9 protein-coding genes are annotated in these 15645 nt (G+C 32.1%); all 9 read right to left on the bottom strand.

The genetic code is table 4. The features are described from left to right. Positions 1–316 (bottom strand): P110/LppT family adhesin N-terminal domain (locus tag R7X45_RS01275; RefSeq protein WP_318055622.1); only part of this gene is annotated, 316 nt, incomplete at its 3' end. A 22-nt stretch (positions 317–338) separates the two neighbouring features. Further along, entirely contained in the window at positions 339–3239 is a 2901-nt protein-coding gene (locus R7X45_RS01270) for a P97 family adhesin (protein WP_318055621.1), read from the bottom strand. Positions 3240–3606: 367 nt separating this feature from the next. Further along, the gene (gene lpdA / locus R7X45_RS01265) at positions 3607–5451 is read right to left on the bottom strand and encodes a dihydrolipoyl dehydrogenase (RefSeq protein WP_318055620.1); all 1845 of its coding nucleotides are present in this window, start codon (positions 5449–5451) and stop codon (positions 3607–3609) included. Further along, positions 5451–6380 (bottom strand): 2-oxo acid dehydrogenase subunit E2, encoded by a 930-nt coding sequence (locus R7X45_RS01260; RefSeq protein ID WP_069099451.1) that lies wholly within the window; start codon positions 6378–6380, stop codon positions 5451–5453. Before R7X45_RS01260 ends, lpdA begins: the two co-directional genes overlap by 1 nt. Before the next feature lie 863 nt (positions 6381–7243). Beyond that, positions 7244–9574: an ATP-binding cassette domain-containing protein gene (locus R7X45_RS01255; RefSeq protein WP_318055619.1), complete on the bottom strand. Its 2331-nt coding sequence runs from the start codon at positions 9572–9574 to the stop codon at positions 7244–7246. Beyond that, positions 9574–10614 (bottom strand): ABC transporter ATP-binding protein, encoded by a 1041-nt coding sequence (locus R7X45_RS01250; RefSeq protein WP_318050895.1) that lies wholly within the window; start codon positions 10612–10614, stop codon positions 9574–9576. The genes R7X45_RS01255 and R7X45_RS01250 overlap by 1 nt, the downstream gene beginning before the upstream one ends. Beyond that, positions 10614–11771: an ABC transporter permease gene (locus R7X45_RS01245; RefSeq protein ID WP_318055618.1), complete on the bottom strand. Its 1158-nt coding sequence runs from the start codon at positions 11769–11771 to the stop codon at positions 10614–10616. Before R7X45_RS01245 ends, R7X45_RS01250 begins: the two co-directional genes overlap by 1 nt. Continuing rightward, positions 11758–12804: an ABC transporter permease gene (locus tag R7X45_RS01240; RefSeq protein WP_318055617.1), complete on the bottom strand. Its 1047-nt coding sequence runs from the start codon at positions 12802–12804 to the stop codon at positions 11758–11760. Before R7X45_RS01240 ends, R7X45_RS01245 begins: the two co-directional genes overlap by 14 nt. Positions 12805–12806: 2 nt before the next feature. After that, positions 12807–15617: an OppA family ABC transporter substrate-binding lipoprotein gene (locus tag R7X45_RS01235; RefSeq protein ID WP_318055616.1), complete on the bottom strand. Its 2811-nt coding sequence runs from the start codon at positions 15615–15617 to the stop codon at positions 12807–12809. Between the last annotated feature and the right edge of the window lie 28 nt (positions 15618–15645).

Genomic DNA, 15645 nt, shown 5'->3' with positions numbered 1-15645 from the left:
AGTCAATTGCATTATTTAAGTCAAAATTATATGCAGTATCAAAATGCAAATTTAGCGCATCAGAAGCACTTAATTTTTTAGCAAATTTTGACTTAAGTTTTAAATTAGCAACTAGGCTGTCGAATTCGGTTGTGTTAAATTCTGAATTAACATTTAGATTTGTAGCATTAGCTAGTTTTTCGTCAAATTCTGATAATTTTGAATTATAATTTTTTGACTGTAAGGAGATTAGATACGGAACACTGGCAGAAATACTAACGACCGCGCTAACTCCTATAATCGCAAAAATTATATGATTTAATTTAAGTTTTTTCATAATAATTCCCTTTATAAGTTTATTATTTTAACAATAAAGAGCTTGTGTGCTCCATGATAATAACGCGGATAGGCTGACTTGAGAGAATTTTAGGATTATTTTTATCATAAAGATATAAAAATAAATTATATTGCACCCGGTTTCCAGTGTTAGTAATTTTCTCAATTACACCGTTAATGTCACCGTCGGTAGTAGTTTGCATTGATGCGTCTGCTGTGCCTGTTGTTTGATTCTGTTTTGCTTTTATTGCATAGCCTAAATCTAAATCTTTGTGTTCAAAGGCTAAATAACTGGTAAAAGGTAGTTTTTCTACTTCTTTATCAACAGATACTAGCTCGTTTTCCTTTGATTTTGAGGTCGCGAGTTTGATTTGAGCTTTAAAATCCTCAAGATCTTTGCTTGACAAGAAAACTATTTGTGAATTTGGTGAAAAAGTTGAGGCAATTTCATCTAATTTATCAACTTCATCACTTAAAAGTTTATTTTCAGAATTGATTTTTAGTTCAATTTCTGATTTTTTTGTTTGATAAATAACGCTAGCTAGGTCACCTTTTTGATCAACTGGACCAATATTGTACCAATATTTTACTTTTAATTTTTCGGCATCTGGTTTTTCTAAAGCATCAACATTTGTTAAATTAGGTTCCAGGCTAAATTGAATTTTGTAATTAAAATCCTTTCCAAAATTACCAGTAAAAAGTTTTTGGCTCTTTTGTTTTGAATAAGCTAATGAATAAAAAGCTGCAAGAAAATCGGTAAGATTTTCAATATTATTTTTACCTTCTGTGCTTGAAAAATCAGGTTTAGTGATTTTATTTGATTGTAATTCGATTTGTTTTATAAAATATTCTGGACTAAAAGATGAATTTGTTTTCATCAAATTAAGAGTATTTTTAAGCTCATTACTAATGTAAAAACCATTTTCAAATGGTTTATTTAAATCTAAAAAACCATAGTTAAATGAAAAAAGTCAAACTGTTGGCTCGGAATTTTCATTATCAATTTGACCACGTGGTTGTTTTGTAGGCTTAATTTCAATTTTACTTAATTTTTTGAATAATTCATTACTATTAGAATTTTCTGGCCAGTTTGTTTCAGAACCTATTAATCCAAAATGTTTAAGATAATTAAACCAATATTTTGCGACAAAACTAATGTCCTTTTTTGATAAAAATGACAAAAATTGTGAAATTTTCTCGTCGCTATTAAAATAATTAGAATAAATTGATGTTATACCTTTTGAGGCTGCATCATCAACATTTGAGTTTTTAATTAAATCTTCAACAGTCGGTAAATTATAACTATCAACCATTGATTTTAATTGGGTTTCGTCAAATCTAAAGCCATAATAACGGGAATTTTGAAGAACTTTTTTTAATTTATCGAAATTATTTGACTGAATTAGTGCTAATAATTCATCTTTTGGAATTCCTTTTTGACTATTTATTGGAACAGATTGTTGGAGATTTGGTTGAATAACCAAGCTACTTTTCTTAACTGAAGCTGCAAAATCAGGATCATTTTGAGCTAATATTTCAAAATTTTTAATACTTTGAGAAAATTTTTTTGTAGCAACAATTTTATCATTTCTTTTATCTTTTATAACAATATCACCATTAATTTGCGCAACAACATTGTTATCTTTGAAATCTAAATTGACTTGTTCAGTATCCAGTTTGATTTGAACATCTAAAAATTTTGAAATTTGACTAAAATTTAAATTTTCTAGTTTATTTTGGAATCTAATTTTTGATATCAGGGGTGTTTTTACAATTTTTTCAATAAGTGAATTAAGAAAATCAGCGCGATTTTCTTTGGTTGCAAAAATTTCATTATTGTAATAATTTAGAAAATCTCACCCTGTAATTAAAGTTGAATTATTTTGACTAAAATTATTTATTGCAAAATAATCACTGTCAGAAAATTCACTTAAAACAATATCATCACTAATTGACTTATCAAGGAAAGAATCACTTAAATTGAGTTGAGTCGTAAGGAAAAATTTGGAATCCTTGTTGATATCAGCAGCAATTTCCTTTGAAAAATCAGAAGAAAACTGGGCAACAAAGGTCAATTTATAAACCCCGGGCGTTGCTGTTTTTACTAAATATCGATCAGTAATAATTTGGTCTTTTACCAAATTTATATCATAGCGAGGTTTTTGAATACCACTTTCAGACTCAAAGTAAAAGCTTTTATTGCTAAAAATTTGTGAAATTATCTCATCAAGGTTGAAATATTTGCTAATAATTTCTCTAGCCTCAGTGTCATTTTTTGCGCTATTAACTTCTTTTTGGAAATCTTCAACTGAAATTAACTTTGTTAATTCTTTTTTAAAAGAAAAATTAACCTCACTATTTGTGTAAGGTCTTAATTTCTTGAGCTTGTCTTCTGAATAAGTTGAAAAATTAGAAAGTGAATAATCTGGAACATAATTATAGGCAACTTTTTGTTTAAATAAGTCAGAAATTGCTGTTTTATTGTCATCTAGTTTTTGTGAAACTCGCCAAAAAACCTCGAATGTTTGCTCATTATCGTCAGGTTTGATATCAAAAATTTCTAGTTTGAAAGGTTTTCAATTATGATCGGTTGAAAAATTAACGGGAATGCTAGAGTTATTAGTCTGGTAAAAATCAAAAAAATCTGCTAAATCAATGTCAGTTTTTTTGGTATTATCGTCGTTTAAAAGTTTCTTTTTTAGATCTAAATAGTCTGAATTAGCATTTGAATATTTATCCTTTATACTAATGAAAGAAATTGATTTTGCTTGGTTTTGCACATCAATTCGCGGGTTTTTTAGTTCTAAATTTGCAAAAACAACTAGCGGAACAGCAATAATTGCTCCACCAGCAAGAGTGCTTAGACCTAAAAGAAAAATATTTTTTTTAGTTAGTAGTTTTTTAGTGATTGTACTCTTCGACACACTTCCTCCTAAGTTTTCTATAAAAAATTCTAGCAAAAAAAAAAAAAAAAAGAAATTTAGTAAAATAGCATATTTATTCCAGAATATTTCAAAAATGTCTATCAAAATGAAACAATGCAAATTTAGAGTTGAAGACAAATTTAAATAGGTAAAAAATTGACAATCTAAAGGTTAAAAATTAAAATTTTGCATTTTGCACAAGAATTTGGGCAAATTTACAAAAAAACAACAATAAAAAGATAAACAAAAATCAAAACGGCTTAAAATTTTTGGTTTTTTTGCATTAATTTAAAAAAAAGGAAATTAAATCAATAATTTCCTTTTTTTGATGTTTTGAAGAAATCAATTGAGTTGACTGATTTTGATTTTATCTTTTTAGTTTTGCTTGTGCAGCGCGAGCTGCTTCTCAAATTACTTCGCTATAAGTAGGGTGTGGGTGAATTGCAGCTGCAAGTTCATGAATTGTTACTTCAGCATCCATTGAAACGACAATTTCTGAAATCATATCAGTAGCTACTGGACCGATAAAGTGAGCACCAAGAATTTCACCATATTTTTTATCAACAATTAATTTAGCAAATCCGTGGGCATCTCCGGCAGCAATTGCTTTACCAATGTGAGCAAAACTAGCTTTTCCAACTACAAAATCATAACCTTGTTCTTTTGCTTGTTCTTCAGTTAGACCAACTGAAGCAATTTCAGGGTGAGTATAAACGCAAGCTGGAACGGTTTTATCGTTATATTTTTCACCTTTTCCGGTTATTGTACTTACTGCAACAACAGCATGACGATAAGCAACATGGGCTAGCATTGCTTTTGCACTAAGATCACCAATTGCATAAACTCCGTCAACATTTGTTCTGCATTGGTCATCAACGATAACACTTTTGCGAGCATCAAGTTCAACTCCAACTTCGCTAAGACCTTCAGAATTTGGCTCACGACCGATGCTTACTAAAATTTTATTAGCGCTAATTTGTTGTCTTTTGCCGTCAAGTTCGTAAATAATACTATCATTTTCATAACTAATAATATTAGAATTTAGGACAACATTAACACCACGGTCAGTTAAGTTTTTTGTAATAATTTGTGAAATTTCACCATCAAGGTTTGCTAAAAGTCTTGGAAGATTTTGTAAAATTGTTACCTTAACTCCAGCAGCGACAAAAATTTGGGCAAATTCAACACCAATAACACCGCCACCAATTATTACAATTGAACTAATTTTTTCTTCAAGATTAATTGCTTCTTTTGAAGTTAAAATTTTTCCAGATTGGTAACCTTGTTCAAAACCAGGTAAATTCAATTTACGGTCACGTGATCCAGTTGCAAGAATAATATGTTTTCCACGATAAACTTTATCTTCAACTGAAATTTCGTGCGCACCTAGGAATTTGGCTTCGCCAAAAATGCTTGTAGCTCTTGCAGATTTTACAATTGCCTTAACTCCGCCAACTAATTTGTTAACAACTTCAGTTTTTCGTTGGTGCATTTTCTCTCAGGAAATTTTTACATCAGTTTTTCCTTCAAGACCATAGTCACTAAAGTGAGTTACATAATCAAGAACTTCGGCAGTTTTTAACATTGCTTTTGTTGGAATGCAGCCAACATTTAAACAAACACCACCTCAATATTCTTTTTCAACAATTAGAGTTGATAAACCACTTTTACCAGCCTCAGCAGCAGCAAGATATCCACCAGGTCCTGAACCGATAACAATTACATCAAATTCTTGGTCAATTTTACCTTGGTAAACTTTGCCAGTATTTACAGAAGAGGCAGGTTTTTCAGGTGCTTTTTCAGCTTTTGGCGCAGGAGTTTTGGCTGGTTTTGCTGTTGATTTTTTTGGACCAAAATCAAAACTTAAAAGATCATTGCTTACTTTTACTTCACCAACAACACTTGCTCCACTTGCTTCTTCTTCCTTTTTCTCTTCAGTTTTAACTTCTTTAACTTCGGCAACATCGCTATCACCTGATCCATCATCAATATAATAAATTTCTTGACCAACGTGAATTGTGTCACCTTCAGCCATTAAAACTTTAACAATTTTTCCGGATTTTGGCGAAGGTATGTCAGCCGTAATTTTGTCAGTTTCAACTGAAAACAACGAATCACCTTCATTTACTTGGTCGCCTTCTTTTTTGTAAATTTGGGCGACTACTCCTTCATGGAGCCCTTCTCCAATGTCAGCAAATTTAAATTTATACATTATAAAATTCCTAAAATTTCTGGTTTTTCTAATAATTCTTTAACTCTTGCGGCAAAACGACCAATTGTTGCTCCATCAATTCAACGGTGATCGGCTGCAACTGTTAGATGCATAATTTTGGCTGCAACAATTTGTCCATCTTTAACTTCGGCAGAATCAATAATTGCACCAACTCCAGCAATTGCTAGTTCTGGATAATTAATTACCGGAACACCATAAAGAGAACCAACAGATCCATAATTAGTAATAGTGAATGATCCGCCTTGCATTTCGCTTGGTTTGATTTTACGCTCACGAGCTGCTTTGGCTAGTCGAACAATTTCACTGGCAATTTCAACGATTGAAAGAGTTTGGGCATTTTTTATTACTGGAACCATAAGACCAGCTTCAGTATCAACGGCCAAACCTAAGTTTATAGTATCAGGATAGACAATTTCATTTGCAGCTTCGTCGTATTTTGCAGCAATAATTGGGTATTCACTAAGTGCAATTAAAATTGCTTTTGCAATAAAAGCTAAAAATGTTAATTTTATCCCAGTTGTTTTTTGTACTGATTCTAAAACAGATTTACGAAGTTTTCAAAGATCTGTTACGTCAATTTGGTTTACTAAATTAACGTAAGCCACAGAATTTCATGAATTTGTCATTGCTCTTGCAATCGCTTTACGGATTGGAGCAATTTTTTCGCGTCTTCCATCTAGTTTTGATGTTGGACTTACTGTGGTTGTTGAGGCTGGTTGGGTTTTTGGAGTAGGAGCCTCAACTTTTGGAGCTTCGACTGCAGGAGCAGGCGAAGATTTTAGAGAATTTAGATAATTCTCAACATCGGATGACTCAATTTTTCGTCCTTCAATTTTAAGGTCAGCAAGATCGATATTTGCTTGCTTAGCCATCGCTCTTGCTTTTGGGGTTGCTAAAATTTTTGACATATAATTTCCAAACTAATAATTTAAAATATAAAGATTTTCGGGTTGTCTAGATAAAAAAATAAAGATACTTAATTAAAAATACAACAATTAATTATACATTAAAAATTGGCAAAAAAAAGAATTTTTTCAAATTTTCCAGCATAAAAGTTTTTTATTAACAAAAAAGTTTAGTATTTTAAATTTTTAGACTAAAAATCACTTATTTTTGGTTAGTTTTACCTTAAAAAGCAAAATTATGAAATTTTTAAACTACTTTTTTAGCTAAAACACCGGCAAAAATCAATTTATGGACTAAATAACAAAATCATGAAAAAATACAACTACTATTTAAACTCAATGCAAATAGAGAACTCTTTTTATTTAAATTGAGCCTAAAAAAATATGTGAAGTTTTGAAAGAACCAAAAGAAAAAGCCTTAAATTTAAAGATTTCTAAACGGGTAAATTTAAGGCATTGCATCATATTTAAAAATATGATGGAAAATTCGCAATATTTAATTTTTTCAAACTAAAAACATAATCAAATCCTCCCTAATTCAATATCAATTTATCAATTCATTCTTAGTGTTGTTTATTATAACATATTTTTTTCTTAGACCAAACATTTTTTTTTTTTTTCAAAGGGTTAATTTTAAAATAATAAAAATCCCCTTGGTTAAAACTCAAGGGGTAATTAATTTGTTTAATTAATCTATCTATTAAGGTTTCTTTTTGTGAATGTTAAATTCTTTGAAGATTTTCCAAAAGCACTGCTAGTAAATCCGCGGTTGCGGGCTTTTTTAAGATCTAAAGGGTCAAAAATAATGTTAGCAAAGTTTAGTATTTTAAATTTTTAGACTAAAAATCACTTATTTTTGGTTAGTTTTAACTTTTTTTTAATGTTCAAGAATCAAGTTGTTTTTTTGTGCCATAGACAAAATGGTTTTGGGTCAGTTTTAATTCTTCAATAACATTCGGAAATTTTTGCTCTTCAAGGTAAACATTATTAAATAAAATTGGACTAAACGGAATGTGCGCGTTTGAAATTTTCGGGATTGAATTTAATAAATTAATTGTATAAGGATGAGTTGGATTTTGGAAAATTTCGTCAGTTTTACCTTTTTCAACAATTTTGCCAGCATGCATAATTAAAACTTCATCAGCAAGATATTCAACAACAGAAAGATCGTGGGCGATAAAAATTAAGGAAAGATTTTTTTCTTTAACTAATTTTTTTAACAAGTTAATAATTTGTGCCTGAATTGAAATATCCAGCGAAGCAATTGGCTCATCGGCAATTATAACTTTGGGCTCAACAATTAAAGCCCGGGCAATTGCAATCCTCTGACGCTGACCGCCAGAAAACTCGTGCGGATAACGGTAGGCAAATGAGCGTAAAAGTCCAACATTTTCAAGTGCTTCATAAATTAGTTCGCTCAGAATAAATTTCTTAATTGAACGCTTTAGTAAGAAAAATGTAGGCGCTTTTTTGATTCCATAAAAAAGTTGAATGTTTTTATAAACATTCCTAATGTTGATTTTTTCAACATTAAGCGTCTTGATTATGGCAATTTTTTCATTAAAACGGTTGTCAATGTTTCGAATTTGGTCGCTGAATTGACCAGTAGATTTAATTTTTTCAATAAATTTTTGGTGAATTGCAAGAACTTTTTTCTCTAAGAGCGAAATTTTGCTAAAAAAATCAGTTTGGGTCTGTTTTTGAAAGTTTATTTCTTTGATTTGCTCGCTAAGTCAGTTGTTGTAATTTTGAATAAATTCGTTTTTAATTGTATCATATTCGACTTGTTTTTTGGCCAAAATTTCTTCTAATTTTGCAAGTTTTTCAATATTTTCAGTGCTGGAATTTCCCCTTTCTTTATTAACAGTGTAAATATTTTTAAATTGGAGATATTTTGTTCTAAAGTTGACTTTTTGGCCAAAAATTTGCTTGTTTTTCTTTGCGCTCTCAAGGAAGCTATTTAATTCAAGTTTCAAAAGATGTTTAGAAATTTTAGCACGAAAATCTTTTGTGCTCATGTAATTTTTGGCATTAGTTTTGTCAAAAATTACGTTTTTATAAGTTTCTGACATCGTTTTTTTGAAATTATTCAAAATTTCAATGATTTTCTCAATTTGGCTGATTTCCAAAAAGGAAAATAAATTTTTTTCTCAGATTTTTCGACTGTGATGAGCTAAAAACTTGCTAATTTGGCGGTTAATTATTGCTTGTTTTTTATAAAAAGAATATTTTTGCAAATCCTTTGAAGTTAGGGCATTATTATTTGCAATTTTGTACTCATAGAAAAATTCGGCAATATAAGATGAAACAAGGTTGTTTTGATTTGTGAATTTAAATAGTTCTTGGGCGGCCTCTTTTTTTAAATTAATCCCTAATTCATTGAGTGTTTTTTTGAAAAATGATTTTTGTGACTTAATTAGTGATCTTAGGTCTTCGACATCTTTGAGTGCCTGGCGATATTCGGCCTCAACTTTTGCCTGCTCTTTTTTACGGTAAATTTTTTGAATTTCGTAAAAATAATCGTGTAATTTGGCCACATTTTCATAAGCTAAATTATAAATACTTGCCAAAAGTTTTTGTTTGCGTTCAAAATAAAGTAAATATTGGCCAAAAAATTCGTTATTTAAATTTTGATTGCCACTTTCTGGACTAAATTTTTCAAGTTCATCTTCAATTATTTTAATTTGATCTTGTCAGTAGGCAAAAAATTGCTCGAGTTCGTGGTTTTGGCCTTGGAGCATTAAAAGCTCAATTTCAAGGTATTTTTTTTCAAGAGTTCGCTTAAAATGAAAAATTAAATCATTTCAGTCAAGAAAAATATCTTTCATTTTGGCTTTAATTATGCCGTTAATTACGAGTGTTTCTTTTAAAATTGAGTAAATATTTTTTTGCTTATTTAGCGAAGAAAAAGGATCTTGAAAAATCATTTGCATGTTTTTTCTCAAAAACAGGTTTTGTTTGCGGGATAGTTTTTTACCGGAAATAATTTGACCCAAAAGTTGAACTTGACCACCAAAGTTTTCATAAAGTCGAACAAGACAGCGACCAATCGTTGTTTTTCCTGAACCTGACTCGCCAATAATGCCTAAAATCTGGCCTTTTTTTAGCAGTAAATTAATTCCATCAACTGCTTTGACGGTTGCAAATTTGTTTATAAAATATTTTTCTAATTTTTTTGTCTGTAATGCAATTTCCATTATAATACTTCTTTAAATAATTTTATTCTCATTTTTAATTCAGGATTTAGTTCAACTTTTGGTGCAGACGGATGTAAAAGTCAAGTGGCGGCATAGTGGCTCTCAGAAATTTTAATAAGTGGCGGCTCTTTTTCAAAATCAAGTTGCAAAGCATATTCATTTCTTGGGGCAAAAGGGTCTCCGGCTGTTAGATGTCTTAAATCGGGCGGGCTTCCACTAATTGTATAGAGTTCTTCTTTTTTGGAACCCTCAGGAATTGCCGAAATTAGCGCTCAGGTATAAGGGTGTTTTGGGTTTGTAAAAATATCTTGGCGAGTTCCTTTTTCAACAACACGGCCAGCATACATTACATAAATATAGTCACAAAATTTCGCAACTATTGAAATATTATGGGAAATAAAAATAATTGAAACTTTATATTGATGGCGAATTTTATCTAAAAGCGCCAAAACAGAAGACTGGACTGTTGGATCAAGGGCGGTGGTTGGCTCATCGGCGATAATAATTGAAGGTTGAGCGGCGACTACCATTGCAATTACTACCCGTTGTTTCATTCCACCAGATAAAGTATGAGGATAAGAATAAAAGCGGTCTTTTGCATTTTCAAGTCCAAAAGATTCAAGCAGCTTAATTAAAAAGTCAATTTTTTCTTGTTTTGACTTAAAACGCTTGTCCTTTTTAAGACCATCAAGCAATTGTTTGCCAATTGTCCGAGTTGGATTTAGGGCAACCAAAGGGTCTTGAGGAATATAGCCAATTTTGTGACCGCGAATTTGGCGTCACTGATAGTCTTTTTTGAAATTTGCGACATCAAGGCCGTCAATTTCCATTTTTGTAGCAGTAGTTTTTGCAAAGTTATTAATTCCTAAAAGTGACCTTGAGCAGACAGACTTTCCTGAACCTGACTCGCCAACAAAGGCAACAATTTGACCTGAATAAACGCTAAGATCAATGCCTCTGATAACTTCAAGATACTGTTTTTTGCCGGTTTTGAAACTAACACGAAGATTTTTTACGTCTAAAATACGTTTTTTTTCCATTATTTTCTGCCTCCAACACGAGGATCAAGTGCATCATGAATTCCGTTGGCAATAAATCGACTTGTAACCGCTAAGGCAACCAAAACCATTGAAGGTAAAAGCAGTGCAATTGGATTTTTGTCAGCCAGCGGAACTGAAGAGTTAATAATTAGTCCTAAATTTGCTGATGACTCAGGTCCTTCTTGTAAAAATCCAAGGAAAGCAAGTGATGCGATTGTTGAAATTGATGAAAAAATACTTGCAATGAAAGTTGAGAGTAATTTTCCGAGAATATTTGGCAAAATGTGTGAATAAATTTGTCTGAATTTTGAAGCTCCAATTACTTTTGCGGCATAAATATATTCTTCGTCTTTGACAATAACAGTATAGGACCTTGCTTGATAAGTTGGAATTGTCCAGCCTGTAAGCGACAAAAGAATAATAATTGTGATTGTATAGGGTCCTCAGATTGCAATGAAAATAATAAAGATTATAATTCAAGGAATTGCGCCAAAAATGTCAATAATTCTAAGCACAATATTGTCAATTCAGCTTCCAATGTGATAGCCAAGATAAGTTCCTAGCACAATTCCGATTAAAAATTGAATTAAGGCAATAAGTACTGAAATTCCAAGTGCATTCAGGGTTCCTTGTCAAGTTCTGAGTCAAATATCTCGCCCAAATTGGTCAGTTCCAACTAGTGAAATAAAATTTTTACCATTTTCAAGTGCACTCATGACTTGATAAGGATTGACGTTAATTTCTCAACGGTTTGGGAATAATTCTTTTGTTGAACCTTGAATTAAAGTGATATTTTTTTCAACCTCAATTGCCCGGATTTTCTCGAGAATATCGGTTGAAATTGTTGTTTTTATTGTCCCTAAAGTGCTTGGCAGCTGTTCATAAACTAGCGAAGGATCGGCACTTGAAATTGGCTTATTGACACTGTACGGGCTAAAAATTATTGTAAAAATCGCAATAATTAAAACACTAAGAAATAAAAGCGTGGAAATAAGTGAGATTTTTGATTTAAAAAATTTTTGGACTGTATCTTTTCAGAGTTCAACAATTTTTCCTGTTACTTGGTAGTTTTTTTCTGAAAAACTCGCTAATTTAAGGAGTTTTATCTGGTTTTCTTTCAGATTATATTTTTGGTTAAATTCTTTAGGATCGAGCATTTTTTTCCTCCGCAGGTCGATAATTACGTGCTTTTCAATTTTTAAGTCGTGCTCAATAACTTACTGGTGAGTCTTGGCCAAAAGAAATTCGCGGATCCATAAAAACATAACTTAAATCACCAATAATATCAACAACTAATGAAAGCGAAGTAAAGAAAATAATTGAAAACATTGAAATATTAATCTCACCATCAAAGGCAGCACTAACTAAAATAGTCGAACTACCGGGAATTCGGAAAAACTGCTCGAGGACAATTGAACCTGAAAGGAGAATAATATAAGAAAAAATCAAAGATCTTACAAGCGGAATTGCTGCGTTTTTTAGGACATATTTGAAAAAAATGTCCAGTTTTGAAAGCCCTTTTGCCTTTGCAATCAAAATGTATTCAGAAGACAGAACACTAATAACTTGGTTTCGAACTAAAAAAACATAGCCTGCAATTGAAGTGATCGTAAAGACAAAAATTGGCGGCAAAAGTGAGGCAAATGAAGTTAGACTCCCGTAGGTTTCGGCATCTTTAAATTCAAAAGGAAGTCCAATTTTAATTGCAATTAATACAACAAAAGGTGCAAGGACAAACGATGGAATTGCAACAAAAAAAGTTGAAATTCCCGAAATTGCCGCATCTTCAAGTCGATCACGCCGATAAGCAGCAATTGTTCCAAGAACTAGTCCTAAAGTGCTACTTATTAAAAAAGAAGGCAAAGAAACTAAAATTGTATAGCGCAGTGGCATAAAAAATAATTCAGGAATTTTGCCATCTTCGCCAGTTTTAAAACGGGTACCAAAGTTTCCTTGAAAAATATCGGCCGTATAATAAGCTAGTCTTGTCAAAGTCGGCTGGTCAAAATAATATTTTGCGTGTAAATCAGCGATTTTTTTGGCCTGATCGGTCCCTTTTGCGCCTTTATCTATAACATCACCAAAAGGATCAGGCGAAAAATTAGCAAGTAAAACAAAAACTAAAACATAAATTGCCACAAAAGTTAAAAGCGCAAGTCCTAACCGTTTGAGAGAATATTTTAATATCATTTTTAATTGGTTCCTTTTTTATTAAGGTTTTGGAATTTTTCTTTGAGTGGCTTAATTGTAATCATGTCCGGCGGAACATAACCTGAATAAGTATTGTTTGAATATGGAATTGAAATATTTGGATTTTCTAAAAATGCATATGGCGTTGAGGATGCTACATTCAAAAGATCATTAAGTCCAAATCCTAAAAGTGAGGTTAATTCGGCAGTTAATTTAATCAGTTCTTCGTCAGAATTTTCTTCTTGGTAGGACAGGTTAAAAATTGCTGACTGGGCGCTAAAATCAAAAGAAACCTTGTCTTTCACGTCCTTTTTTTCGTTAATTTGGTCAACAAAAGTCTTGTATTTCATAACTTTTTTAGTTGCATCTTTTGGATCAGGTCCTTCTTTGACTTCACCAGTAAAAAAATAAGTAAGATCAGGCGCCAAATGCTGATCTGTTGCACCAAAATCTGGCGCATTTGGCGCATCTTTTCAGTCTTTAAATTCTCTTATATAACCTTTTTGGGCAAATTTGTCAAAAAAATCTTTAACAGCAAGGGCATAACGATAAATATGTGGATAGGATTTTGCAATTTTGGACTCTGGACCTAGGGCATAAATAGCTGAGAGCATTGCATAACCCACGCCATTTCGCTGAATTTTACCGTCTAAAACTGTACCAATTCCGTCATAATCATAATGCCAACCACCAAAATCAAGCCCGCCAGTTCGTGTTAGTAAATAATTTAAACGGCGAGTTCTGTCTGTCACTGGCCAAACTACCTTAATTTTTAGCCGCGGATCAAGATCCATTATCGCCTTTACGCCGTTATTAATTGCGGCAATTTGTTTGTCGGAAGAATTTACATAAAAACTGTGGTTAGTTCATTCAACCTTTTGGTCAGCAGGAATGTTATTTTTGGCATAAAAATCATCAAGGAGCGCTTTCATACGTGCTTTTAGCACTTCGAATTGAGGCGCCTGGAATTGTTTAGCGGCATCATTGACATTTTCAAAATTTTTTTTCTTCTCATCTTCGGGAGTTTTGGTATAATATATTTCCCCTGTTTGATCAACGAGTTTAATTGTATTTGCTTCTTGGTAAAAATCGCGGGGCGTTTTTGAATCTGGCTTTGAGGTAATTTTGTTGTCAGCAGAAACAAAATTGTATCAAGCCAAACTTGAGTTTGAAATTGATTGGGCTGTTGTGTATAGATTTCAGGCATTTGCAATTATTTGCCGAAATTCAAGACTTGGACCTGAAATGAGATTTTCAACAATTTTGGCATTTCCTTTTGCAATGTCAGCAAGTGAAACGCCAAAATTTAATTTTGCAAAATTATCATTGAATCCATAGTATTTTTCATCAAAAGCCACGCCAACTTCCGGTCTAAATTCTTGTTTTAGCGAACCTGGAACAAGTATAGAATAATACCATTTGTGCAAATCATCTTTACTTTCTGCTTTTTTTAGTTTTCAGCCGTATGTTTCTTGATCACCTGAGACTAAATTTTTAATTGAATCATTTAGCGTGTCAAAGCTGATAGCCAATTGTGTCTGTTCGCGATAAGAGTTGAATTTTGCATTTTCAAACGCCGAAGGACTGCTATATTTAGAATAAAGAGTAGTAATTTTGTTGAAAATGTAAGGTAATTGCTCTTTTCAGCCAGTTCGTGGGTAATATTTGTTGATTTTTCAAGTCTCACGATGAGTTTCCTGACTAAGTTGGGTATAAGGTGAGACAAAAAGCTGATCTTTGCGGAAATCTTCGCCATACCAGTAGGCTCCATATTTAAGTGCTTCGCCAGTTTCGCCAAAACGACCTGAAGGTTTTCCGTCTTTTATAGTTTGAGTTTCACTGTTTCGTTTGTCGATAAATCCAGAAGGCGCCGGATAAATCATCCCGCCAAGTATTGACTTTTGGTAAAATCCGTTAAAAAATACTTTGTCTTTTGAAGCACCTTTGTAAAAACTTACCGATTTTTGTCCTTGAAAATTAGCGTTTTTGCCTTTGTATTGTTCAATATATTTATTTTCATCGTCCAAATCAGCCAAATCTAGTCCAAAAAGATCTAATAAATACCAGTTAATAAGAGTATTTGTAAAATATGTTGACTTTGGATCAAAATTAGGAATTTTTTTCTGAGCTTCTTCGTCAATTTTTTTGCTTCCGCCAACGCTTGCCCGGTATTGTGGATCTGAGAGTCTTTGGGCTTTAAATCCGTAGTAATAATCCTCAGGTTTTAGCGTATATTGGCTTGGATTTCCTTGATAGTCTACCCATTTTACGTCATTTTTTAAGAAAAAATGAATTGATTCAGCCTCATCAAGTGCCTGAACAAAAAAGTCAGAATTAATTGAATTTTTTTGGTCTGATTTTAATTTAATAACAAGCGAATTGGTGGTCTGACCAGGTTCAAGATAGCCTTTTTCATGAGCATCACTGTCAAAAACTAGCTCGCTACCGTCTTTTTTTCGTACTACAATCGCGGCGGCATTAACAAAAGACTCATAACTATATGTCGGCTTTGTAATTGAGTAATTAAAACTTTTGTCTTGTTTTTCTTTTGATTCATCACTGATTCCATCTTGTTTGATTTCAACGCTATTTTCATAAACAGTTTGGACTAAAAAAGAAGCCGTATAATACGAACTAGCAATTGAAGGCGAGGTAAAAGTGTTAGTTCAAGTTTTAAAAGCGCCAGGAGCTGAAGTTTCAGAATTAACAGTCGTAATTCATTCTTGCCTTTCTCAAGCGGGTTGAATTGAGCATGAAACAAAAACTGCCGTGCTGAAAACACTAAGTACTGAACCGATAAAAAGTTTTTTCATTTCCCTCCTTTTTTAAAAACAAAAACTA

The organism is Mesomycoplasma ovipneumoniae, from assembly GCF_033343935.1.
GTDB classification, from domain to species: domain Bacteria; phylum Bacillota_I; class Bacilli_A; order Mycoplasmatales; family Metamycoplasmataceae; genus Mesomycoplasma; species Mesomycoplasma ovipneumoniae_G.
Note: the sequence above shows the minus strand (reverse complement) of the source record. Positions and strands in the feature narration are given on the sequence as shown.